At 63.0% G+C, this 23,926-nt stretch carries 15 protein-coding genes; 6 read left to right on the top strand and 9 right to left on the bottom strand.

The window, feature by feature from the left end:
• Nucleotides 1-102: 102 nt before the first annotated feature.
• On the bottom strand, nt 103-2,307 hold the full coding sequence (locus ACR0AC_RS09965) for a response regulator (RefSeq protein WP_170623320.1): 2,205 nt from the start codon (nt 2,305-2,307) through the stop codon (nt 103-105).
• Nucleotides 2,308-2,423: 116 nt separating this feature from the next.
• On the opposite strand from ACR0AC_RS09965, the gene ACR0AC_RS09960 reads away from it, so the two are divergent.
• The 3 genes from ACR0AC_RS09960 to ACR0AC_RS09950 are packed head-to-tail and all read left to right on the top strand — an operon-like array spanning nt 2,424 to nt 10,778.
• Entirely contained in the window at nt 2,424-7,847 is a 5,424-nt protein-coding gene (locus tag ACR0AC_RS09960; protein ID WP_480873103.1) for an alpha-2-macroglobulin family protein, read from the top strand.
• 36 nt (nt 7,848-7,883) lie between these two features.
• The gene (gene pbpC, locus ACR0AC_RS09955; protein WP_480873102.1) at nt 7,884-9,920 is read left to right on the top strand and encodes a penicillin-binding protein 1C; all 2,037 of its coding nucleotides are present in this window, start codon (nt 7,884-7,886) and stop codon (nt 9,918-9,920) included.
• Nucleotides 9,921-9,932: 12 nt separating this feature from the next.
• The gene (locus ACR0AC_RS09950; RefSeq protein ID WP_480873101.1) at nt 9,933-10,778 is read left to right on the top strand and encodes a 2-keto-4-pentenoate hydratase; all 846 of its coding nucleotides are present in this window, start codon (nt 9,933-9,935) and stop codon (nt 10,776-10,778) included.
• Here ACR0AC_RS09950 and ACR0AC_RS09945 read toward each other — a convergent pair.
• The 4 genes from ACR0AC_RS09945 to ACR0AC_RS09930 are packed head-to-tail and all read right to left on the bottom strand — an operon-like array spanning nt 10,775 to nt 17,452.
• Complete coding sequence (locus tag ACR0AC_RS09945) at nt 10,775-12,817, bottom strand: hypothetical protein (protein WP_480873099.1); 2,043 nt, start codon at nt 12,815-12,817, stop codon at nt 10,775-10,777. The two genes, ACR0AC_RS09950 and ACR0AC_RS09945, sit on opposite strands and share 4 nt — an antisense overlap.
• Nucleotides 12,814-15,576 (bottom strand): DUF4159 domain-containing protein, encoded by a 2,763-nt coding sequence (locus ACR0AC_RS09940; RefSeq protein ID WP_480873098.1) that lies wholly within the window; start codon nt 15,574-15,576, stop codon nt 12,814-12,816. Before ACR0AC_RS09940 ends, ACR0AC_RS09945 begins: the two co-directional genes overlap by 4 nt.
• Complete coding sequence (locus ACR0AC_RS09935) at nt 15,573-16,448, bottom strand: DUF58 domain-containing protein (RefSeq protein ID WP_170623331.1); 876 nt, start codon at nt 16,446-16,448, stop codon at nt 15,573-15,575. Before ACR0AC_RS09935 ends, ACR0AC_RS09940 begins: the two co-directional genes overlap by 4 nt.
• The gene (locus tag ACR0AC_RS09930) at nt 16,445-17,452 is read right to left on the bottom strand and encodes an AAA family ATPase (RefSeq protein WP_480873097.1); all 1,008 of its coding nucleotides are present in this window, start codon (nt 17,450-17,452) and stop codon (nt 16,445-16,447) included. The genes ACR0AC_RS09935 and ACR0AC_RS09930 overlap by 4 nt, the downstream gene beginning before the upstream one ends.
• A 64-nt stretch (nt 17,453-17,516) precedes the next feature.
• Between ACR0AC_RS09930 and ACR0AC_RS09925 the strand changes: the two genes are divergently transcribed.
• Nucleotides 17,517-18,098, top strand: a complete 582-nt coding sequence (locus tag ACR0AC_RS09925) for a DUF1285 domain-containing protein (protein WP_480873095.1) — start codon at nt 17,517-17,519, stop codon at nt 18,096-18,098.
• Here ACR0AC_RS09925 and ACR0AC_RS09920 read toward each other — a convergent pair.
• Complete coding sequence (locus tag ACR0AC_RS09920; protein ID WP_480873093.1) at nt 18,095-19,039, bottom strand: DMT family transporter; 945 nt, start codon at nt 19,037-19,039, stop codon at nt 18,095-18,097. The two genes, ACR0AC_RS09925 and ACR0AC_RS09920, sit on opposite strands and share 4 nt — an antisense overlap.
• Before the next feature lie 174 nt (nt 19,040-19,213).
• Here ACR0AC_RS09920 and ACR0AC_RS09915 point away from each other — a divergent pair, with 174 nt between their 5' ends.
• Both ACR0AC_RS09915 and ACR0AC_RS09910 read left to right on the top strand, forming a co-directional pair.
• Nucleotides 19,214-19,966: a TIM barrel protein gene (locus ACR0AC_RS09915; protein WP_170623338.1), complete on the top strand. Its 753-nt coding sequence runs from the start codon at nt 19,214-19,216 to the stop codon at nt 19,964-19,966.
• A gap of 73 nt (nt 19,967-20,039) precedes the next feature.
• A complete protein-coding gene (locus tag ACR0AC_RS09910) occupies nt 20,040-20,270 on the top strand; it encodes a DUF2798 domain-containing protein (protein ID WP_170453539.1) in 231 nt (76 codons plus the stop codon).
• 45 nt (nt 20,271-20,315) lie between these two features.
• Here the strand turns inward: ACR0AC_RS09910 and polA are convergent, their stop codons facing one another.
• From polA to ACR0AC_RS09895, 3 genes are all read right to left on the bottom strand, one after another.
• Nucleotides 20,316-23,111 (bottom strand): DNA polymerase I, encoded by a 2,796-nt coding sequence (gene polA / locus ACR0AC_RS09905; protein WP_480873090.1) that lies wholly within the window; start codon nt 23,109-23,111, stop codon nt 20,316-20,318.
• A gap of 70 nt (nt 23,112-23,181) precedes the next feature.
• Nucleotides 23,182-23,652: a hypothetical protein gene (locus ACR0AC_RS09900; protein WP_480873089.1), complete on the bottom strand. Its 471-nt coding sequence runs from the start codon at nt 23,650-23,652 to the stop codon at nt 23,182-23,184.
• A gap of 82 nt (nt 23,653-23,734) precedes the next feature.
• Entirely contained in the window at nt 23,735-23,911 is a 177-nt protein-coding gene (locus ACR0AC_RS09895; protein ID WP_480583615.1) for a zinc-finger domain-containing protein, read from the bottom strand.
• Nucleotides 23,912-23,926 lie beyond the last annotated feature (15 nt).

Genomic DNA, 23,926 nt, shown 5'->3' with positions numbered 1-23,926 from the left:
GAGCGAGGGGCGCTGCCCCTCGCGCTCCCCGAGATATTTTTGGCCAGATGAAGGGGATCCGGTTGCGCGGTTTGAAGCGTGGCGTGTGTGGGGCGAGCGGCGCTAGCCTGTCGGTGCCGGGCTGTCCGAGACCGGTTGGGCTTCATCCGGGCGGTGATCCAGAATCATCTGGTGGATCAGCTTCTTGTGCAGCGGTTTGGTCAGGTAGTGATCAAGCCCGGCGGACAGGATGCCCTGATCGTCACCCGCCATGGCATGCGCGGTCAGGGCAACAATGGGGACATGGCCGCCCGTTTCAATCTCATGCCGCCGGATTTCGGCGGTCGCCTGCTTGCCGTCCATTTTAGGCATGGAAATGTCCATGAAAATCAGGTCAGGGGCGAATTCCTGATAGGTTTCAACCGCCTCTAGCCCATTGCCTGCAAACTGAAGATCGATGTTCAGGTCTTTCACCATCTTCTTCAGGATCAGTTGGTTGGTGCGATTGTCCTCGGCCGCAAGGACGCGCATCCGCCTTTGGCGTTCTGGTTTCTGCGCAGAGCCAGCTTCGGCCACTTCCGGGGGGTCGGGTTTCAACGCGGCGTTGCCCAGCGCCATGAGGCGGCTGTAAAGCTCGGATCGCGGGATTGGCTTTTGCAGAACGCCTTCGATCAGGTGCCGGGCGGGATCGGCGTAGATGACGCCCGGATTTGCCGACATGATCACCACCGGCAGCTCTGACCAGCCGCGATCTTTCACAGTTGTCGCAAGTTCCAGCCCGTCCATATCCGGCAGGTCGTGGTCACACAGGACCAGATCGACGGTTGCATCCAGCTTTGCCAAAGCCTCACCCCCCGAGGCGCACATCGTGACGTCTGCGCCAAGGCGGCCGAGTTGCTTGGCAAGGATGGCGCGGTTCACGGCCATATCTTCGACCACCATCACATGTTTCAGGCGACCATCCAGATCAGGCGGCGCGGGCTGAGGACCTTCGGCGGTGGGCAGCGACACCCGGAACCCAAAGCAAGAGCCCTGCCCCACCTCGCTTTCGACCCAGACTGTGCCGCCCATCATGGTGATCAGGCGCTTGGTGATCGCAAGACCCAGCCCGGTGCCTTCGAATTGGCGATTACGCTCATCCTCGACCTGATTGAACTCGCCAAAGATGTGACTGATCTTGTCCGGCGCGATCCCGATGCCGGTGTCTTCGATAGCGATATGGATGTCGCATTCCTGCGTGTCCGGATGCGGCACACCAGTGACCCGGATCAGGACGTGACCGTCACTGGTGAATTTGACGGCGTTGCCCACCAAGTTGGTCAGCACCTGCCGCACCCGACCCGGATCGCCCACAAACAGCGTCGGCAGGAACAGGTCGTAATCCACCAGCAGCGTCAGCCCCTTGTCCCGCACGCTGGGCTGCAACAGCATCGCCACTTCCAGAATGCAGCGTTCCAGATCGAACTGTTCGGGATGCAGGATCAGCTTGTCGGCTTCGATCTTCGAATAATCCAGCACGTCATTGATGATAACCAGCAGCGCCTCGCCCGAGTTACGGATGGTGTTGACGTAAAGGCGTTGTTCCTCGTCCATCGGGGTTTCGGACAGCAACTCGGTCATGCCGACGATGCCGTTCATCGGTGTGCGAATTTCGTGGCTCATATTCGCGAGGAAAGCCGACTTGGCGCGGTTGGCGGCCTCGGCCCGGTCGCGGGCGGCCTGCAATTCAGCCTCGTGCCGGACCGAGGCGGTAATGTTCAGCGCCAGGCTGACCACATCGCCGCCATTGCCGCGTTGATCGATCAGACGGATGTATTCGCCGTTCCACAATTGAATTACCTCGGACGGCGGATTTGCCAATGCCCATCGATCCTGCATCCGGGCGCGCCATGCGGCGGCTTTCTCATCGCCGATATCCACGATCCCCTCGGTCGTCAGCAGGTCGAGAATCCGGGTGTATGAGATACCCGGCGCGACCTCATCCAACCCCTCAAACACGCTCAGATAAGCGGTGTTGGCGCTGATCAGGCGGCTTTCACCGTCAAAAAATGCGAACCCGTCCTGAATCGTCTGGATCGAATGCCACAGGCGGCGTTCTGCAACCTCGACCTTGGCATGCGCCACTGTCAGATCGGATTTGACCTTTTCGTTTTCATCCCGGACCGTCTCAACCTCGGCCTGAGTCTCACCGATGCGCTTGGTCAGGGCCATGGCGTGGCGACCCAGCTTGCGATTGGCCGCGTAAAGCTCGGCCTGTTTCATTTCCAGCATCCGCTCGGCCGCGAGACGCGCGCGCCGTTCCTGTGCCAGTTTCTGTGCAAGGCTCATGATGTTCAATTCCGGTCTGATCCGCACCCAGCATCCGGCCAACCGATGAAAAAGTGTTTAAGCCGTTGCGTGACCCGCGGGCCGCATGCGAGATTGATGGGGAATAGGAGGTCCCGATGCACCGCTTTGTTTTTATTTCAATTGCTTACATCTTTTCTTTTCTGATCCTGCCCATGGCGTCAGTGGCACAGACAGCGGTGCCGGAATTCCGCTATATCACCACGCGGGATGCGGATTTTTATGGCTCGGATCTGGACGCGCTGTTCGACACGGATCTGCAATCCTGCATTCGGGCGTGCTCGGCCAATCAGCAATGCACAGCGTTCACCTACAACACCCGATCCGATGCCTGTTTTCCCAAAAGCGGCGTGAACCGGCAGGAGCCCTATCAGGGCGCAGTGTCGGCGCAGAAGGTGGCGACGCCGGAACAGACCCTAACACTGGCGAAAACGCGCGCGGAGGCAATGACCTTTATCCGTCAGAAAGACCTCAACGCGGCCGCACGGCAAGCGCGCGACCTTGGGTTTTTGCACAATGCCGGGGATCGTGATCTGCAGACTTTGCTGGAGGCGGCGCGGAACGCGGATACCGACAGGTTGGCAATGCTCTGGACCGGGGCGGCTGTGACCCTGAGCGACGCGCCAGAATTGTGGGCGGAATATGCAAGGCTGTTGCTGGGCCTGGACCCCAATGGCTATCGCGAAGGGCGTGAGTTGCGCGAACGTGCCCTGAACGCAGCCGTCAACGGGTATCTACGTTCGGATGCGCCGGGGACTCAGATCGCGGCTTTGATGATCCTGGCGGACGCGCTGGAAGCGGCGGATCGCGGGCGGGACATGGTGCCTGCCCTGCGTCTGGCGGAACAGGTTCAGCCGCGTGCGGATGTGCTGGCCGCGTTGGATGAGGCAATCGGGAAATATGGCTTCCGCGTCATCGACAGCACCGTTGAAAGCAACGCCGCCGCGCCGCGTATCTGTGTTGAGTTCTCGGAACCGCTGGTCAAGGCCGGGGTCGATTATGACCCCTATGTGCAGCGCAGCACCGAGGGGTTGGTGGTGCAGGTTGAAGGCAAAAACCTCTGCGTTGATGGCGTGGCGCACGGCCAACGCTATCGTCTGAGCTTGCGTGAGGGGCTTCCAGCCGCATCGGGCGAGGCTTTGAACCGCACGGTGGAATTGACGCATTACGTGCGGGATCGCGCGCCGTCGGTCCGCTTTCCCGGACGCAGCTATGTGCTGCCGAAATCGGCGGATGCCGCCCTGCCGGTCGAAACGGTAAATACCGCATCTCTGGACCTGACCCTGCGGCGTGTCAGTGACCGCAACCTGATCCGCGCGGTGCAGCAGGATTTCTTTGGCCGCCCGCTAAGCGATTGGCAGGAAGAGACGTTCTCGGAAGAGATCGCCGAGGATATCTGGACCGGCACAGCTGATATTTCGAACGAGTTGAACCAAACCATGACCGCCCGTCTGCCGATGGCCGAGGCGATTGCCGAGCAGCCCGCAGGCATCTACGCGCTGACGGCGCGTGTTCCGGGCGTCGATCCCTATGACGATCCGGGTGCGACGCAATGGTTTGTCCTGACCGATCTGGGGATCAGCACGGCTTTGGGCACTGACGGTCTGCATGTGACCGTGCGTGGGCTTCATGATGCCGCGCCTCGGGCGGGGATCGACGTCTCGCTGGTGTCCAACGCCAATGCCGTGATTGCCCAGGCGCAGACCGATGACAGTGGCTACGTGCGGTTTGAACCCGGTTTGACTCGCGGCACGGGCGCAAGCGCGCCTGCTTTGGTGATGGTATCCGACGGGGATACAGATTTCAGCTTTCTGTCTCTGACCGACCCGGCCTTTGACCTTTCGGATCGCGGGGTCGAAGGGCGCGCGCCTGCCGGGCCGGTGGATGTGTTCCTGACCACCGACCGGGGGGCCTATCGCGCGGGCGAGGTGATCCATGTCACCGCGTTGACGCGCGATAGCACAGCGCAGGCGATTGACGGCCTGCCGCTGACGGCCATTCTTTCGCGCCCGGATGGGGTGGAGTACCGCCGCGCAATCTCGGATGGTGGGGTCGCCGGGGGGCATGTCTTTGCTTTGCCCGTCGCGGCCGATGTGCCGCGCGGGGCGTGGAAGATCGAAATCAAGTCCGATCCCAAGGGCGCGGCGCTGGCCCGCCAAACCGTTCTGATCGAGGATTTCCTGCCCGAACGCATCGACTTTGACCTGACCCTGCCGGACGCCCCGCTGCGCCCCGGCGACACGCCGCCCTTGCAGATCGACACGCGTTATCTGTTCGGCGCGCCGGGGTCGGATCTGGGCATCGACGGTCAGGTCATCGCCCGCCCTGCGGACACCGTTCCCGGCTATGAAACCTATCGCTTTGGCCGGTACGACGCCGAAACCTCGACCAAAAGCACTTATTTCGGTGACGCCCGCACGGATGCCGCCGGGCAAGCCACAATTGCCGTGGAAATCCCTGTGTTAGAGACCGATGGCGCTCCGGTCGAAGCGGTTGTCATCGCCCGTCTGTCCGATGGATCAGGTCGTCCGGTGGAGCGTCGGCTGACAGCCCCAGTCAGATCTGCGCAAGCGATGATCGGTGTCCGGCCCTTGTTCGACGATGTGATCCCCGAGGGGACCGAGGCCGCCTTTCAGATCGTCGGCCTGTCGCCCGACCTGACCCCGGAACCCATGCGCCTGCGCTGGACGCTGAACAAGGTGGAAACCCGCTATCAGTGGTACCAGCTATACGGCGACTGGAATTGGGAGCCGACCACCCGCCGCACCCGCATTGCCACGGGTGAGGTCGAAACGACCACAGACCCGCTGACCCTGACGCAGCCCGTAGATTGGGGGCAGTATGAACTGGTCGTTCAACGCCTTGATGGCGCTTACGCCGAGACGGCGGTTGAGTTCTCGGCAGGTTGGTATCAGGCGGCAGATGCATCCACCTCGCCCGACCGGTTGGAGATGTCGCTGGACCGCGACAGCTATCGCCCCGGCGACACCGCGCAATTGCGGATCGTCCCACGTATGGCCGGTATGGCACAGATCGAAGTGCTATCGAACCGCCTGATCCACCGCCAGATGGTCGAGGTGCCCGAAGGCGAATCCGTGATCCCCATCGAAATCACCGAAGACTGGGGCGCGGGCGCCTATGTCACCGCCACGGTGATCCGCCCGATGGACGTCGCCGCAGGTCAGAACCCGGCGCGGGCCATGGGTGTGGCCCATGCGACGGTCGAACCGGTGGGGCGCATGCTGGATGTGGCCATCGACGTGCCCCAGGTGACCGCGCCGCGGCAAACACAAAAAGCCCGTATCAGGGTCGAAAATGCGCGCGAAGGCGACCCGGTCTGGCTGACCTTGGCGGCTGTGGATGTGGGCATCCTCAACCTGACCGGATTCGAAACCCCGGACCCGCAGGGATATTTCTTTGGCCAGCGTCGTCTGGGCGTGGACCTGCGCGATGTCTATGGGCGTCTGATCGATGGCATGAACGGTGCGATGGGAACGATCCGCTCGGGCGGTGACAACGCTGGCACACGCCGACAATCTCCGCCACCAACGCAGGACCTGATGGCCGTTTTCAGCGGACCGGTTCAGGTCGATGCAAATGGCGAGGTCGAGATTGACATCCCCCTGCCCGCCTTCAACGGAACCGTGCGCCTGATGGCTGTGGCGTGGTCAAACGCTGCCGTCGGTCAGGCCGAGGCCGAAATGATCGTCCGCGACCCGGTGGTCGTCACCGCCAGCCTGCCACGCTTTCTAGCCCCCGGCGATCAAAGCCGAATGCTGTTGGAAATCGTCCATGCCGACGGGCCAAGCGGGGAAATGGCACTGGGGCTGACATCCTCATCCACGCTGCAACTGGGCTCAGCGCCCAGCAGTTTCGTGCTGGAAGACGGCGGCAAAACCACGTTCGAGATCCCGGTCAGCGCTCTTGCGGTTGGCGATCCTGAAATCAGCGTTGCGATCACCACTCCGGATGGCCGCGATCTATCGCAGACCCTGAGATTGCCTATCCGTGCAAATGACCCTGCTGTGGCTCAAACACGGCGGTTTTCGCTGGGCGAAGGCGATAGTTTCCTGCTTACACAGGATGTGTTTGACGGGTTCCAGCCCGGTTCGGCCAAGGCCATCCTGTCCGCCGGAGCGCTGGCGAAATTCGACACGCCCGGCTTGCTGGACCAACTGAACCGCTACCCCTATGGCTGCACCGAACAGATCACCAGCAAGGCGCTGCCCCTGCTCTATCTGTCATCGGTCGCGCAAGCCTCGGGGCTGGGGGATGGCCCGGCGGTGGATCAGCGCATCACCGACTCGATCCGCAGCATCCTGACCCGGCAGGCCCCGAACGGCGCCTTTGGCCTGTGGCGCGCGGGCAGCGGGGATTTCTGGCTGGACGCATATGTCACCGACTTCCTGTCGCGCGCCCGTGCGCAGGGGCACCCGGTGTCCGACCGCGCCTTTGCCCAAGCCATGGACAACCTGCGCAACCGCATCAACTATGCGCCCGACTTCGACAAGGGGGGTCAGGACATTGCCTATGCCCTGATGGTGCTGGCGCGCGAAGGGGCGGCCTCGATGGGCGATCTGCGATACTACGCAGACGCCAAGGGCGACGCGTTCGACACTCCGCTGGCTGCGGCTCAATTGGGGGCGGCGCTGGCCTCTTATGGGGATCAGACCCGCGCTGACGCCATGTTCGCCCGTGCCGCCCAAATGCTGCAACGCCGCCCCGCGCAAGAGAAATACCTGTGGCGTGCAGATTACGGCACCGATCTGCGCGACGCCGCCGGTCTGCTGACACTGGCCGTGGGTGCGGGCAGTCAGGCCGTGGACCGCGACGCCCTGATCCAGCGCGTCAGCGCCGGTCGCGGGTATCTGTCGACGCAAGAGGCCTCGTGGTCCCTGCTGGCAGCTCACGCGCTGGTGTCGGACCCGTCCGGGTCGGGGCTGATGGTGAACGGCGCACCGGTCTCTGGGCCCTTCGTTCAGGTGCTGGAAAGCGGATTGACGGATGAGTTAAACATCACCACCACAGACGCAAACCCAACCGACATCACGCTGACCGTCACCGGCATCCCGACCACACCGCCCGAGGCAGGCGGCACCGGCTATGCAATCGAGCGCAGCTATTACTCGATGGATGGTGAGCCGCTGGACCCGACCAACTTCGCCACCGGCGACCGGTTTGTCACGGTCCTGACGGTCACACCCTTTGAGCGCGGGGGCGCGCGGCTGATGGTGGATGATCCTCTGGCAGCGGGGATCGAGATCGACAATCCGAACCTGCTGCGCTCGGGCGATGTGCGCGCGCTGGACTGGCTGGACCTGTCCGAGGCGACGCATACCGAGTTCCGCTCGGACCGGTTTCTGGCCGCGGTTGATCTGTCCGGCGGTGAGACCGTGACGCTGGCCTATGTGGCCCGCGCGGTCACGCCGGGCACGTTCCACCACCCGGCGGCCTCGGTCGAGGATATGTACCGCCCGCAAAACCGCGCCCGGACCGGAACCGGGCAGATCGAGGTTCGGTGATCGGTCGCCCGACATATCAACTGGCAGAGCGTCGGGATGCCTAGAAGCTCCGCGATATTGATGGCGCTGGCCGGTGTGCTCTATCTGACCGCCTTTGCGCGGGACCGGGCGGCGGAGTGGGTGGATGCAACCGTCCTGCCCCCGGTTCTGGCGGAAACCTCGGTCGAGATGCGGGACCGGAACGGCACGTTGTTGCGCACCTTCCCGGTCGAAGACGGGATCTGGCGACTGCGCCCCGGCGCGGTCGATCCCGCCTTTACCGACATGCTGATCCGCTACGAGGATAAACGGTTCTGGTCCCATTCCGGCGTTGATCCAATGGCGATGATCCGAGCGGCCGGGCAGGCGCTGTGGAACGGGCGCACCGTTTCGGGCGGATCGACCCTGACCATGCAGGTCGCGCGGCTGATCGAGGACGGCCCCACCGGGCGCTGGAGCGGCAAGATCCGCCAAGTTAGGGTCGCTTTGGCGCTGGAACGACGCCTGAGCAAACATCAGATTCTGGGCCTGTATCTGACCCATGCACCCTATGGCGGCAATCTGGAAGGCATCCGGGCGGGCACCCGCGCCTGGTTCGGCAAAGACCCGGTTCGCCTGACGCCTGCACAGGCTGCGTTGCTGGTCGCCCTGCCCCAATCCCCCGAAACGCGGCGACCCGACCGCGCCGCCGAGGTCGCCCGGATTTCGCGCGACCGGGTTCTGCGACGGATGCAGCGGCATGGGGTGCTGTCTGACGCCCAGATGCTCAGCGCGCTGACCGAAACGGTTCCCACGCAGATGAAGGCCTTCCCGCGCCTCGCACCTCATCTGACCGACCGGGCCCAGCGCGCAAACCCCGAGACCGAGGCGCTGGATTTGACATTGGACGCCGGGTTGCAGGCCCGGCTGGAATCGCTGGTGGCTCAGGCCGCCGATCAGGCGGGGCCGCGCATCTCCGGTGCCCTGATCGTGGCGGATCACCGTAGTGGTGAGATTCTAGCTTCGGTCGGATCGGCGGGCTATCAGGACGACCGGCAGGGCTTTGTCGACATGACCCGCGCATTGCGGTCGCCGGGGTCTACGCTGAAGCCCATGATCTATGGGCTGGCCTTCGATCAGGGGCTGGCCCATCCCGAAACCCTGATCAGCGACAGCCCGGTGATGTTCGGGCGCTATGCGCCGCGCAATTTCGATGGTGTCTTTCGGGGGGACATCCGGGTGCGTGACGCGCTGCAATTGTCACTGAACATCCCGGTGGTGCGCCTGACCGACGCGCTTGGTCCCGCGCGGGTGATGGCCGCGCTGCAACAGGCCGGAAGTGATCCGCAACTTGGCGGCGGGACACCGGGCCTTGCCATCTCGCTGGGTGGTGTGGGGCTTAGCCTGCACGATCTGGTGCAACTCTACGCCACGCTTGCGGCAGGCGGGCAAGGGCCGGTTCTGCATCATGACGCACTGGCCGAGCGGACCGAAACCGCCCGCGCCCTGTCGGACGTCGCCGCGTGGCAGGTGAGCGACGTACTGGCTGGACTCGCCCCGCCACCGGGGACCGCCGCGCAGGGGTTGGCCTACAAGACCGGCACATCCTACGGGCATCGGGATGCCTGGGCCATTGGCTTTGACGGCCAGCATGTGATCGGTGTCTGGCTGGGCCGTGCCGACGGAACGCCGGTGCCCGGCGCGTTTGGCGGCGAACTGGCTGCGCCCCTGCTGTTCGAGGCGTTTGGGCATCTGAAACCCATCCCCGTTCCGCTGCGCCCGCCTCCCCCATCCACCCTGATTGTCGGAGCCGCCGAATTGCCGCAACCCCTGCAACGGTTTCAGCCGCGCGGGGCTGCGTTTGAAGATGACCCAAGCGCCCCTGACGTGATCTTCCCGCCAAACAATGCCGTGTTAGAGACCGACGGAGCCCCTTTGACCGTCAAGCTGCGCGGCGGGGTCGGGCCGTTTTCCCTGCTGGCCGACGGGGTTCCGGTTTTGACCGGACAGCGGCACCGTGAGTTCGAAATACCCAACCCGGGGCCGGGGTTTTCCGCGCTGGTGGTGGTTGACGCCCATGGCGCGTCTGACCGGGTCTCGGTCCGGATCGACTGAAAGGAGATTGATATGCGGTTTTGGCTTGCACTGGCTGTTGTGATGACGGCCTCTTCGGCGTCTGCCGAATGTGCCTCGGACGAGCAGATCGAGGTCTTTGTGCGCGACTACCTCTCCAATACCCCAACAACCGCCCTGTCGCCGGATGGAACGATGGAGGATGCGCTGTGTACCCAGGCCAAGCTGGCCGAGGCCATGGAACCGCATCTGGGCCCGGTCATCGGCTACAAGGCGGGCCTGACCAGCGCACCGGCGCAAGAACGGTTCGGGGCATCCGAACCGGTTCAGGGCCTTTTGTACCGGGACATGATGCTGGACGATGGGGCCACGGTTCCGGTGAATTGGGGGGCCCGGCCCGTATTCGAGGCCGACCTGATCCTTGTCGTCGGCGACCCCGCAATCAATCAGGCCACAACCCCCGAGGAGGTCATCCGCAACGTCTCGGCCATTCGTCCGTTCATCGAACTGCCCGATCTGACACTGGCCGAGGGGCAACCCATCACGCCTGTGACCCTTACGGCCATCGGTGTGGGGCCGAAACTGGGCGTGTTAGGCTCGGAAATCGCCGTAACGGACCCATTGGCCATGACAACGGCGCTGGGTGACATGACGGTCACGCTCAGCGCAGCAGATGGCGAAATACTGGCGCAAGCGCCGGGGCGGGCAGTTCTGGGGCATCCGGCCAATGCCGTGATTTGGCTGACCTCCAAAGGCATCACCTTTAAGCCCGGCGACATGGTTTCAGTCGGTTCTTTTGGTCCGCTGTTTCCGCCGGCCAAAGGCAAAGGCGGCGCGTCCGTCAGCTATGAGGGTCTGCCGGGGAACCCATCGGTCAGCGTTATTTTCAGCGAAGACTAACGACGGCCTTCGCGCAGCCAACCACCCAGCAGGAACCCACCCGCCAGCAACAGAACCAGCCAAGGCGGCAGCAACCCGGCCTGCGTGACATCGCGAGTCTCATAAGCCTCGCGCGGGGTCAGCCCGATCCAGCCGCGTCCCGCCGCAGGACGCCCGGCCCGGACATTGCGGATCGAGGGCAAGCCATCTTCCAGCCGGATCACCCCGCCACGCATCTGCGCGATTACAGGATCAAGCACATCGCCGGTGGCGATGGTGCGTTCAAATTCCTTGGGTGCAGCGGGGCCAAGGCCGATCACCGCCATCAACTCGCCTTCCTGCAAGCGGTAGAGGCCGATCTCAGGCCCGAAATACTGCGCTTCGAACCGGCCCGGAGTGACCTCGTCCAGCGTGATCTCAAGCGTCTCGCCATTGGGGCGGGTGATTGTGACCGGCCCGACCTCATCCTCAAGCGTCTGGCGGATGATGCGCATGGATTGACCATTGGCCTCGGCCCATAGCGCTTCTTCCTCAAGCTCGGGCTCTTTCATCATCCAATGGGCCAGTCGGCGCAGCAGTTCTAGCTGCGGGCCGCCACCCTCGTAACCCCGGCTCCACAGCCAGGCATGGTCCGAGGCCAGCATCGCAACGCGCCCCTCACCCACGCGGTCCAGTACCAGCAGCGGGCGTTCGTCCAGACCGGTCATCAGAACCTGACCCGAGCGCTGGTTCACATCGATCTGACGCAACCAAGCGCCCCAATCCTCGGAATCGCCCAGATTGGTGGTCACCGGATGCCGATGTCCCAGATCGCTGACCATGGGCACATAGCGTTCCTCGATCACCCGCGCCGTGGGTTGCGCAGGCAGGATGGGCGCAAGCGGTGAGCGGAAGATACTGTCTGCACTGGCGAAATCGGGACCCGCCGCGATCAGCACAGCACCGCCGCCGTTGATGTAATCGGTCACGTTATCCAGATAGATCGCGGGCAGGATACCGCGACGTTTGTACCGATCAAAAATGATCAGGTCGAAATCGTTGATCTTTTCCAGAAACAGCTCGCGCGTCGGGAAGGCGATCAGTGACAGCTCATCGACCGGGACGCCATCCTGCTTTTCCGGCGGGCGCAGAATGGTGAAATGCACCAGATCAACGGAACTGTCTGATTTCAAAAGGTTCCGCCAGGTGCGGCCCCCCGGATGCGGCTCGCCCGAAACCAGCAGAACGCGCAGCCGGTCGCGCACGCCGTTCATCTGGATCAGCGCAGTGTTGTTGCGGTCGGTCAATTCGCCTTCGGCCTGCGGGACCGAGAACTGGATCACGTTGCGCCCACCATGGGGCAGCGTGATCGGCAGTTCTACATCCACACCGATCGGAATGCGAAACTCTTCCGCCTCGCCACCGTCGACCGAGATCTGAAGCGGCGCGCTGGACGCCCCGCCCGGCGCGGCACCGCTGTCTTCGACGCGCAGGGTCAGGGTCACAGGCTCGCCGATAATGGCAAAGGCGGGCGCGTTGCGGACGATCAGCCTGCGGTCCCAATCACTTTCGCGCCCGGTTTGAAGCAGATGCAGGGGCGCAGGCAGGTCCGGGGCCTGATCGACATCGTGCACGATCCCGTCCGAGACGACCAGAACGCCCGCAATCCGTGCGCGCGGTTCCTCGGCCAAAGCGGCGTTGACGGCGGCCATGACCTGCGTGCCCTCATCACCGTCCCCGTCGCGAACGCGAATGCGGCGCAGTTCGGTGTTGTCGCGGGATTCGATCTCGGCGGCCAGCGCCTCGGCGGCCTCGGCAGTTTGATCCGCGCGGTCGGAAAGCGACTGACTGGCGCTTTCATCCTCGATCATCAGGACAATGTCGGTCAGCGGCGCGCGGTCTTCGATCTGGTATACGGGACCGGCCAACGCGGCGATCAACACCAAAGCCGCCAGGCCCCGCAGCGCCCAGCCGGACAGGCCGCGCCAGACAGCCAAAATTACCCCGCCAACCGCAAGCGCGGCGACAATGGCCAGAATGGGCCATGGGATCAGCGGATCGAAAATAACGGTTCCGGTCATTGTCCCAACCTGTCCAGCAGAGCAGGCACATGCACCTGATCGGATTTGTAATTCCCGGTCAGCACATGCATCACCAGGTTGACGCCAAAGCGGCTGGCCAGCTCGCGCTGCCGCTCACCGGCATAGCCGCGACCCACCGGCAGCAGGGCCTGCCCGTTGCGATCCACGGCCCAGGCCCCGGCCCAGTCATTGCCGCCGATCACCACCGGCGTCACATTGTCGTTGAGGTTGCGGAAAGGCATCCCCTCGATCTGTTCGGCATCCAACGGCGCGGCTTCGACCCAGACCTCGGTGCCTGAATAACGGCCCGGGAAGTCCTGCAGCAGATAGAAGGTCCGCGTCAGGACATGGTCGCGGGGAATCGGCTCTAACGCGGGAATATTCAGCGGCCCGGCCAGTTGTTGCAGCTTGCGCCCATTGGGGCTTGAGGCCCCGAACCCTGCGATATCGGCGTCCCGCGTATCGAACAGGATCATCCCGCCCGAACGCAGATAGGCGTTCAGCTTGGCATAAGCCTCGGCTGAGGGTTGCGACTGATCGGGCGTGATCGGCCAATAGAGCAGCGGGAAAAAGGCCAGTTCATCGCGTTCCAGATCCACTCCGATGGGTTCCGCCGGTTCCACGGATGTGCGGTAGAACAGCGTTTGCGCCAGCCCGCGCAGGCCCGCCTGCGCGATATCGTCCACCTGAGGATCCCCGGTCAGGACGTGGGCCAGAACCAATTCATGGGTGGCGGCCAGGGCGAAATCTGTCTCATCCGGCGTTTGCGCCTGTGCCTCGGGCACCAGCAGCATGGCCGCAAGGGCCGCTGCGGTCGCCTTGGCCAGACCCAACCGACCCGACAGCGCGAGTGAGGCGATCACGTCGATGGTCAACAGGATCAGCGCAAGGCTGAGCAGCAGGCCGCCCAACGGCGTCTCGGTCGTGACCTCCTGCCCCCGGATCGGCACGTCCGAGGGCCAGACCACCGGGCTCAGCACCGACTCCTCGGACAGAACGTTGCGCGCCAGCTTCTGCTTGCCGCTTTCATATAGGCCCGGGCGAATGTCGGGGCCGATCTGACCCGAGACAAGTTCCACCCCGTCCACACCGGCCAATGTGCCCGCGTCGGACAGCACGCCAAAGCCGTCCATGATCTGAACCGGCTCCCACGTGGTGCCTTGCAACTGTTCCACTTGCCGGGATTTGGCCGCCGAGGCGACAGCCAGACGGTCCAGCATTTCCACGAACAGGCCCGACAACGGCAGGCTGGACCATTCCGCATCCGCCGTCACGTGGAACAGCACGACCTGCCCCAAACCCAGCGCCTTGCGCGTAACCAGTGGTGTTCCGTCCGACAGCGACGCAATCACCCGATCCGCCAGATTAGGGTCTGGTTGCGCCATAACCTGTGTTGAAACCACCACGTCATCCGGGATTTGCAGCCCATAGAAGGGCGAGTCTTCGGGGAACGGGGCCAGCGTCTTGGCCTCACCCCAACTCATCGCGCCGCCAACGGTGCGACCGCCGCTGCGCAGCCTTACGGGCAACAGCGTATCTTCGGCGTCGCGACCCAGGTCGCTGGCCGCCATACGCGGCCCGGCAAAGCGCAGCAGCAGCCCGCCCTGTTCGACCCATGCGGTAAGATCAGCCTCTTCCATGGCCGACATCTGGGCGACATCCGACAGAACGATGACATCCGGATTCGCAGGCAAAACCTCAAGCAACCCGCCTTCGACAAAATCCGCTGTGGGGACCAGCACCTGAGTCAGGTAGTGCAAGGGTGATAGCAACTCCAACCCTTCGCGGTTGATCGATCCGGCAATCAGCGCGACCTCGCGCCGACGCAGGCTGTCATCGGTCAGGGTGACGGCCCCGGCGGAACGCTGGCCCTGAAGCTCGAACCGGGTGATCCGGGCGCGTAGTTCAGAAGGCAAAGCCAGTTCGATCCGCGCGTCGGTTGCGCCATTCTCAAAGGTCATTTCTGCGGATTGCAGAACGCGCGCTGTCCCCGCCGGGTCGCGACCCTGTGCCAGAACGGTGACGCGCTGTTCCGATCCGGGTTCGGCCCGCAGCGCGGTCAGTTGGATCACCCCGTCCTGATAGGCCGCGGGCAACAAAGCAACTGCGCCAAAATTGGGCTGATACACCGTGACCTCGCCACGGGATTGCAGATCAGACACTAAATCGGCGTGACCCTCATAGCTCAGCCGGTCGCTGAACCAATGGGTGTCAAAACCGCCTTCGACCTGCTCTAGCGCCGCAAAGACCTGTGCGATCTGCGTTGCGGTCGGTTGCCACGGGTTCGGTGCCAGCCCCGGCAAACGGTTCCGCCATGCCTCAGCCGCCTGAAACACCGGCGTTTCCGGCTCGGTCAGGCGCAGGATCGAGACAGGACGCCCTGCACGCCCGGCCTCGGTCAGTTGCGCATCGATCTGGTCCAGCGTCGCCGACCAGCGCGTCGCCCCGGCCCAGCTTGCATCCAGCACCAGCAGCAACGGCCCGGTGCCCGTCTGATCGCGTGAAGGGTTCAGGACCGGCCCCGCCAGCCCAATGATGATCGCCGCCGCCGCCAGCATGCGCAGCATGAGCAGCCACCACGGGGTGCGATCCGAGACGCTTTCGTCATCCTTCAACCCCAGCAGCAAAGTTACCGCCGGGAACAAGCGCCGGATCGGCGCGGGCGGCACGGCGCGCAGGATCAGCCACAGGATTGGCAGGGTCAGCAGACCCAACAGCACCCATGGGGCGGTAAAGCCGATGCCCGCCAGAACCGTCATCGCATGCCCCCGTCCAGCGCCCGGTAGAGCCATAACAGAGCCGCTTGTGCGCTGTCTCCGGTGTGGTGCAGGCCCAGTTGCCAGCCAGTTGCGCGGCACAGTTGGGTCAGCGCGTCCTTACGCTGTGCCAACCGGTCCAGATATCGATCACGCAGGTCTCCGGCCTTCAGCGTCTCGTGCCGGGTCGTGCCGCCGACACTTTCAAAGATGGTGCGGCCGCGATAGGGGAAGCTCTCTTCGCTTGGGTCCAACACCTGCAGGATCACACCCCGCACGCCCCGGTCGGCGGCCTTGGTCAAGGCCAGTTCGACCTCATCCATCGGGCCGAGGAAATCGGAGATGAAAACAGCCCGCGCATGCGGGATCATCGCCCGGTGTTCGGGCGGGGCATAGTCAGGTTCGGCATCCTCGGACCACGCCTGCGCCAGCCGGATGATCTGCGCATTGCCGCGCCGGGGCGGCAGGGTGGTTCCGGTCAGGCCCACACGCTCGCCCCCGCGCACCAATAGGATCGAGGTTGCCAATCCCAGCAAACGCGCCCGGTCGGCCTTGGTCGGCAACTCTTTGTTCGACGCAAAGCGCATCGAGGCACCCTGATCGACCCACAGCATCACCGATTGCGCAATCTGCCATTCGCGTTCGCGCACAAATTGCTGATCACCGCGCGCTGATCGCCTGTGATCGATCATCCGCCGACTGTCACCGATCTGTGCCGGGCGGTACTGCCAGAAATCATCGCCCAACCCCGAGCGTCGCCGCCCGTGGTCACCCAGCAGGACGGTCCCGGCCAGATGTTCGGCACGCGCCAACAGGGGCGGCAGCCGGGACGCCTCGGCCTCGGATCTTTCGCGAAGGGTCAGCGCGGCATTCACGCCGCGGCCTCGGTCCGGATCAGACCGGCGGCGGTGGATTCGATCAGTTCAGACAAGCTGTCGCCGCGTGCCCGCGCCGCAAAGTTCAGCGCCATACGGTGGCTCAGGACCGGGCGGGCCATATCCAGCACATCCTCGGCATTCGGGGCCAGCCGCCCTTGCAGCATCGCGCGCGCTCGCACGGTCATCATCAATGCCTGCGCCGCACGCGGGCCGGGGCCCCAAGCGACGGTTTCGGCGACACGTTCCGAGGCTCCGGGCTCATCAGGGCGGAAGGCGCGGACCAGATCGAGGATCAATTCGACGACCGAGTCCCCAACCGGCATCCGACGCAGCAGGACCTGCGCGGCCAGCAACTCTTCCTTGGTGAAAATCTGATGCGCCGCGTCCTCTTCGACGCCTGTTGTCGCCAACAGAATATCCCGCTCGGTCTGGCGATCCGGGTATTCGACGTCGATCTGAACAAGGAACCGGTCCAGTTGCGCCTCGGGCAGCGGATAGGTGCCCTCTTGCTCAATCGGGTTCTGCGTGGCCAAAACGTGGAAGGGCACACCTAACGAGCGATCCTCGCCCGCCACGGTCACCGTGCGTTCCTGCATCGCCTGCAGCAGCGCTGACTGGGTGCGTGGGCTGGCGCGGTTGATCTCATCCGCCATCAGCAACTGGCAAAAGATCGGACCCGAGATAAAGCGGAAATGACGGGTGCCGTCATCGGCGGTGTCCAGAACCTCGGAACCCAGAATATCGGCGGGCATCAGGTCGGGCGTGAACTGGATACGGTTGCCATGCAGGCCCATCACGGTCGACAGCGTCTCGACCAAACGTGTCTTGCCCAGACCGGGCAAACCGATCAACAGCGCATGCCCACCGCACAGAAGCGCGGTCAGGGTCAGATCCACGACCCGTTCCTGCCCGATGAAGCGGCGAGTGATCGAGGACTTGGCCTCTTGCAGTTTTGTTTCCAGCGCTTCGATCTCGGACACGAGGTCGGCAGGTTCGGTCATGACTTTCCCTTCCGTGGACTATTATAAATGAAGTGTATCGCGCTAAGAGGAAATGGCAAAAGCAATGAGCGGACAAAAACCTGTGAAACCTTCGCCGGATCGTCTGGCTGCATCAGTCAAAGCGGCCAAAACCAGGGGTTTACCGCCCGTTCACCTGTGGAATCCTCCGTTTTGCGGCGATCTGGACATCCGGATCGCACGGGATGGTACCTGGAGTTACTTAGGGTCGCCGATCAACCGGTTCGAGTTGGTAAAGCTATTTTCCTCAATTCTTAAGAAAGATGGCGACAGATACTACCTCGTCACCCCGGTCGAAAAGGTGGGAATCACTGTCGAGGACGCGCCGTTTGTCGCCGTGGACTTTGACCAAACAGGCGACGGCGCGGCGCAAGAGCTGACATTCACAACCCATGTGGGCGATACGGCGGTGGCCGGGCAGGACTATCCCATCCGCATTGTCACCGATCCCGAAACAGAAGAACCCGCGCTATATATGTTGATCCGCGCCAACCTTGAGGCGCGCATCGACCGCAAAAGCTTTTACCGGCTGGTCGATATCGGGACCGAGCACGAGGGTTGGTTCGGCGTCTGGTCCGGCGGGCAGTTTTTCCCGTTGATTGCGGCAGAGGCACTGACCGACGTTTAGGTCGATTGCGGAATCCTGCGGTCCTGCGCGACCAGCACCGCCAATGCAACGATCCCCGCGCCCAGCGCGCGGGTCCAGTCCCATGCCTCGCCCAGCACCAGCATGATGATCATGACGTAGAAGGGCGCGACGTTGATGTGGAATGAGGTCAGCGCGACGCCCATTTTGCCAACAGCGGCAATGAAGAACACCTGGCTGATGCCCATTGAGACCAGCGCGTAAATCACCAGCATCGCGCCTTGGGCAAAATCAACGGGCCGTGAGGGGCGCAGATCAAGCCCAAGCAGATACGCCCCCAACAGCAGCACTGCCGCCATCATCAACGCGCCGACAAAAGTGATCGTCGATCGGCCCATCTGACTGAGTTCAGGGAAGTCGCGCGCTGTGGCCATGCTGCCCCAGCAGAACAGAAACGTGGATACAACCGCGCAAGCCGCCCCCACACCCAGCTGTGCCGGAGTCAGCGCACTGGTGGCGATGATCCCACCGATGATCGAGACCAGGACGCCGAGGGCAAAGTTCCATCGCAGGCGTCGCGTGCCGGTTGCCATTTCAAGCAAAGTGGCGGCCAAAGGCGCGCAGGATGCGATGATCGCCACCGTCACCGGATCGGTCAGCTTTTGCGCCAGCAGGATCAGGAACATGCCGCCGCCGAACCCCACCGCTCCGATATACAGCGCCCGGCCCCAGCGGGCGTTCAGCACCCGCGCCGGACCGTCAAGCCAGATCCAGATCGGAACCATAACGGCCAAAGCCAACGCCATCCGCGCCGCAAACAGCGCAATCGGAGGCCAGCTGTGCAACAGGACCTCTGCCGCCGGAAACCCTGCCGCCCATGTCAGCATCGACGCGACCGCCAACCCGTTGCCGGACAGCGCAGCATTGCGGTCGGCGGGCAAAGCGAGTGCGGTCCCGCGCGCGGGGTCGGGGCTGTAAGCCATAAAGATCGGGCCTTTTTGTCAAAGCGGCGCCGGACATGATTCGCCGCATTGGGGCGGATCGTCCCTCAGACCCGATCCTTGATCTGGTCGATTTTCGACAATCTGTCGTTTTCCGTCCCTTTCCTGAAAACCGCCCGCTCGCTAAGGTCCGGGGACCAAACACCTGGACCGCTCATGCCCAGATTTGCCGCCAATCTCTCGCTGCTCTTTACCGAGCTGCCCTACCTGGATCGCTTTGCCGCCGCAGCCGAGGCCGGGTTCAAGGCGGTCGAGATTCTGTTCCCCTATGATCTGGCCGCGAAAGAGACCCGCCGCGCCCTGCTGGCCAATGGGCTGGAACTGGTTCTGATCAACGCCCCACCGCCCAACTACACCGGCGGGCAGCCCGGTTACGCAGCACTTCCCGGCGGCGAGGCGCGGTTTCAATCCGATATCCGCCGGGTTCTGCGCTACGCCGACGCGCTGCGCCCGAAGATCATCCATATCATGTCCGGCTATGCGTCCGGGCCACAGGCGATGGCCAGCTTCGTGCAAAACCTGCAATGGGCGGCCGAGATCGCGCCCACCCAGCAGTTCACCATCGAGCCGCTGAACCCGGTGTCCCAACCGGGCTACTTCCTGAACGACTACGCGCTGGCGGCCGAGGTTCTGGACCAGGTGGATCGCCGCAATATCGGTCTGCAATATGACAGCTTTCACGCCGATATGATCCATGGCGACGCGTTGGCCGTCTGGGATCAATACCATGACCGCGTGGTGCACGCTCAGATCGGGGCCGCGCCGGGTCGGTCGGAACCCGGCAGCGGACACACGGATTTCGACAGGCTTTTCAGTGCGATGGACAATAGCGGCTATGCTGGGTGGGTCAGCGCGGAATACACGCCTTCAACGCGCCGGACCGAGGAGTCGCTGGACTGGATGCGGTAGCCTGACAGCAACCACTGGCATTTGCGGCCAAAATACCCCACATGTTGCCAAGGCCAACGAACGGATGATGCCCATGACCGCCGCCCGCTTATCGCATGTCGTGTTTTGCCTGATCATGTCAGGGCTGATGTCCTGCATCGTAACCGGTATTGCGACGGTCAAGGCCGTGGGGCTGGGGCCCACCACCGTCTCGGACTGGATGGCCTCGTGGATGTTCTGCTGGCCCATCGCCTTCGCGGTCATTGTGGTTCTTGGGCCTGCAGTGAAACGGCTGGTGGACCGACTGGTCAGGCCCAAAGCCTGACCCGCTGCGAAGAGGGCCCGCCGGGCCTGATGAGCAGCGCTTTCCTTAATGCGCTTCGGCCCAGTTGGCCCCCTGCCCGGCATCCACCTCCAGCTTCACATCCAGCTTGACGGCCGGGTCCGATGCACCCTCCATCACGTCGCGCGCCACACCGATCACCTGATCCACCGCATCTTCGGCCACTTCAAACAGCAATTCGTCATGCACCTGCAACAGCATCCTGGCAGGCAGCCCGTTGATCGCATCCGGCATCCGCACCATCGCGCGCCGGATCACATCCGCCGCCGTCCCCTGAATCGGCGCGTTGATCGCCGCCCGGCGCGAAAACCCGGCATGTGGCCCCTTGGCATTGATCTCGGGCGTATGGATTTTCCGCCCGAACAGGGTCTGCACGTAGCCATGTTCCTTGGCAAAGGCGACCGTATCGTCCATGTACTGGCGAATGCCCGGGAAGCGCTCGAAATACCGGTCAATGAACCCCTGCGCCTCGGCCCGGGGGATGCGCAGGTTGCGCGCCAGACCAAAGCCCGAGATACCATAGATCACACCAAAGTTGATCGCCTTGGCCTGACGGCGGATATCCGGCGTCATCTCGTCCAGCGGCACGTCAAACATCTCAGACGCGGTCATGGCGTGAATGTCCAACCCATCCGAGAATGCCTGTTTCAGCGCATCAATCCCGGCGATATGCGCCAATATCCGTAGTTCGATCTGGCTGTAGTCGAGGCTGACCAGCACATTGCCCGGCTCGGCAATAAACGCCTCGCGAATGCGCCGCCCCTCTTCAGTGCGCACGGGGATATTCTGCAGGTTCGGATCGGTCGAGGCCAGACGCCCCGTGCTGGCCCCGGTGATCGAATAAGACGTATGCACCCGCCCGGTATCGGGGTTGATATGGGTCTGCAAAGCATCCGTGTAGGTCGATTTCAGCTTGGACAGTTGCCGCCAGTCCAGCACCCGGCGCGGCAATTCATGCTCGGTCGCCAGATCCTCAAGCACATCCGCCCCGGTCGAGTATTTCCCGGTTTTCCCCTTCTTGCCGCCTTCCAGCCCCATTTTGTCGAACAGGATCTCACCCAGCTGCGCGGGTGAGCCGACGTTGAAATTCTCACCGGCCAATTCGTGGATTTCAGCCTCTAACCCGGCCATTTTCTGGGCAAATGCGTTGGACATGCGGCTGAGAACATCGCGGTCAACCTTGATGCCATGCATCTCCATCTCGGCCAGCACCGGCACCAGCGGGCGTTCGAGGGTCTCATACACCGTCGTCACTTGCACCTGATGCAGTTGCGGCTTGAACAATTGCCACAGGCGCAGAGTGATATCGGCATCCTCGGCGGCATAGGCCGTAGCCTCTTCAATCGGCACCTTGTCGAAGGTGATCACCGATTTGCCCGAACCCAGCAGCGGTTTGATCGGGATCGGCGTGTGGTTCAGATAGCGTTCGGATAGCGTATCCATACCATGCCCATGCGCGCCGCCATGCATGGCATAAGACATCAGCATCGTGTCATCGATGGGGGCCACGTTGATGCCGTACCGCGCGAAAATCTTGGCATCATACTTCATATTCTGCCCGATCTTCAGGATCGACGGATCCTCGAATACCGGTTTCAGCAGATTCAGAGCCTCATCCAGCGGCATCTGCCCTTCGGCCAGCACATCGGTTCCAAACAGATCATCGGTCGCGCTTTGCCGGTGGATCAACGGGATGTAACAAGCCTCGCCCGGCTCAATGCACAGCGAAATACCGACCAGATCGGCAATCATCTCGTTCAACCCGGTGGTCTCGGTATCCACCGCAACCCAGCCGCGCTCATAGGCCTGATCGATCCATTTTTGCAGCGCCCCGGCATCGCGCACGCATTCGTATTTCGAGGCATCAAACGGGATAACCTCGGCTTCAACTTCTTCGACCGGCGCAGGCGCGTCGGCAATCACCGGAGCCTCAGCCCCCAACTTATCCGCGATGCGCTTGGTGAGGGTGCGGAACTCCATCTCGGCCAGAAACGCCAGCAACTTCTCCGGCTCGGGGTCTTTCACCTCAAGATCGTCCAAGGTGAAATCCAGAGGCGTCTGCTCATCCAGTTGCACCAGCTTCTTCGACAATTCGATCTGGTCGCGCTTTTCGATCAGGGTCTGGCGGCGCTTGGGCTGCTTGATCTCTTCGGCGCGGTCCAGCAGGGTTTCCAGATCACCATATTCATTGATCAACAACGCCGCCGTCTTGATCCCGATCCCCGGCGCGCCCGGCACGTTATCCACCGAATCCCCGGCCAGCGCCTGCACATCGACCACCCGTTCCGGCCCGACGCCGAATTTCTCGAGCACCCCGTCCCGGTCGATGCGCTTGTTCTTCATCGCATCCAGCATTTCCACGCCGTCGCCGACCAGTTGCATCAGATCCTTGTCGGAACTGACGATGGTCACACGACCCCCGGCCTCACGCGCCTGAACGGCCAGCGTGGCGATGATGTCGTCGGCCTCATAGCCCTCAAGCTCCTTGCAGGCGATGTTGAACGCTTTCGTCGCCTCGCGGGTCAGGGGCATCTGCGGGCGCAGATCCTCGGGCATCGCCTCGCGGTTGGCTTTGTAGAGATCGTACAGATCATTGCGGAACGTGTGCGAGCCCTTGTCGAAAATCACCGCCACATGGGTCGGCGCATCTGGCCCGGCGTTCCCTTCGACATATTTCTGCAGCATGTTGCAGAACCCCGAAACCGCCCCGATCGGCAGCCCATCGGATTTGCGCGTCAGCGGAGGCAGCGCGTGATAGGCCCTGAAAATAAAGGCCGATCCGTCGATCAGATGCAGGTGACACCCTTTTCCGAAATTGCTCATGCGCGCTCTCCCTGTCGGTCAGGGATGGTTCTGCCACAGGGGCAGGCGACTGACCAGTCAGGAACGTGGGTTAACCACCAAAGAGGCCGCTGAAAACGTCCGAGAAGCTGTTCAGAAGCGCCATGATCACCAGCACGCCGAGGAAGGCGAAGAAGGCAAAGGCGAAGAACTGGAACAGGATCGCACCGATGCCAATGGAGATGCCCGCGATAGCAGGGCGCATCCGTTCGTGGCGCAGAATGCCAATTACCGAGACAACAATCGCCAGCCCGCCCAGCATGGCCACGCCGATTTGCAGGAAATCGTCCAGATCGCGGGTTTGGGCGACCGGTTCAGGCTGTTCCAGCCCAGCGGCAGCGCGGAGGGTCGATTTTCCAATCTCGGCGGCCAGTTCCCCCAGCGACACGCCGGTTGATTGCTGCGGCGCAAACGGCCCGGCCCAGAACACAAACAGCGCGGCAAACAACGCCATCGCCGCCAGGCAAAATCCGATCCAGCCAAAAACCGGGCTGGCGTTCTGTGTAGCAGTCATGTCGGTCATCGCACTCACCCGCGTTGGTCCCACCAAAGAGTTACCATGAGAAACGCGGCAAGATTTGGGCAGCGACCGAAGCGGCGGACGATCAGCCTTGCTCTGTGCCCCTCAGAACATATTTGCAGTCGCAATAGGGGCATTCGACCCAGCCGGTATCCTCGGGGATCTGCAACCAGACGCGCGGATGACCCAATGCGCCCTCACCCCCGTCACAGGCGACACGGGTGGTTTCGACGATCCTGGTTTCCGGGGCTTCGATGGTCACGGCTGGCGATCCTTC

The sequence above is a fragment of the Ruegeria sp. H7 genome, from assembly GCF_056532945.1.
Note: the sequence above shows the minus strand (reverse complement) of the source record. Positions and strands in the feature narration are given on the sequence as shown.

Excerpts from the sequence above, each read along its gene's own strand:
- ACR0AC_RS09965 (WP_170623320.1), bottom strand. The coding sequence starts at position 2,307 with ATGAGCCTTGCACAGAAACTGGCACAGGAACGGCGCGCGCGTCTCGCG.
- ACR0AC_RS09960 (WP_480873103.1), top strand. The coding sequence starts at position 2,424 with ATGCACCGCTTTGTTTTTATTTCAATTGCTTACATCTTTTCTTTTCTG.
- pbpC (WP_480873102.1), top strand. The coding sequence starts at position 7,884 with ATGCCTAGAAGCTCCGCGATATTGATGGCGCTGGCCGGTGTGCTCTAT.
- ACR0AC_RS09950 (WP_480873101.1), top strand. The coding sequence starts at position 9,933 with ATGCGGTTTTGGCTTGCACTGGCTGTTGTGATGACGGCCTCTTCGGCG.
- ACR0AC_RS09945 (WP_480873099.1), bottom strand. The coding sequence starts at position 12,817 with ATGACCGGAACCGTTATTTTCGATCCGCTGATCCCATGGCCCATTCTG.
- ACR0AC_RS09940 (WP_480873098.1), bottom strand. The coding sequence starts at position 15,576 with ATGACGGTTCTGGCGGGCATCGGCTTTACCGCCCCATGGGTGCTGTTG.
- ACR0AC_RS09930 (WP_480873097.1), bottom strand. The coding sequence starts at position 17,452 with ATGACCGAACCTGCCGACCTCGTGTCCGAGATCGAAGCGCTGGAAACA.
- ACR0AC_RS09925 (WP_480873095.1), top strand. The coding sequence starts at position 17,517 with ATGAGCGGACAAAAACCTGTGAAACCTTCGCCGGATCGTCTGGCTGCA.
- ACR0AC_RS09920 (WP_480873093.1), bottom strand. The coding sequence starts at position 19,039 with ATGGCTTACAGCCCCGACCCCGCGCGCGGGACCGCACTCGCTTTGCCC.
- ACR0AC_RS09915 (WP_170623338.1), top strand. The coding sequence starts at position 19,214 with ATGCCCAGATTTGCCGCCAATCTCTCGCTGCTCTTTACCGAGCTGCCC.
- ACR0AC_RS09910 (WP_170453539.1), top strand. The coding sequence starts at position 20,040 with ATGACCGCCGCCCGCTTATCGCATGTCGTGTTTTGCCTGATCATGTCA.
- polA (WP_480873090.1), bottom strand. The coding sequence starts at position 23,111 with ATGAGCAATTTCGGAAAAGGGTGTCACCTGCATCTGATCGACGGATCG.
- ACR0AC_RS09900 (WP_480873089.1), bottom strand. The coding sequence starts at position 23,652 with ATGACCGACATGACTGCTACACAGAACGCCAGCCCGGTTTTTGGCTGG.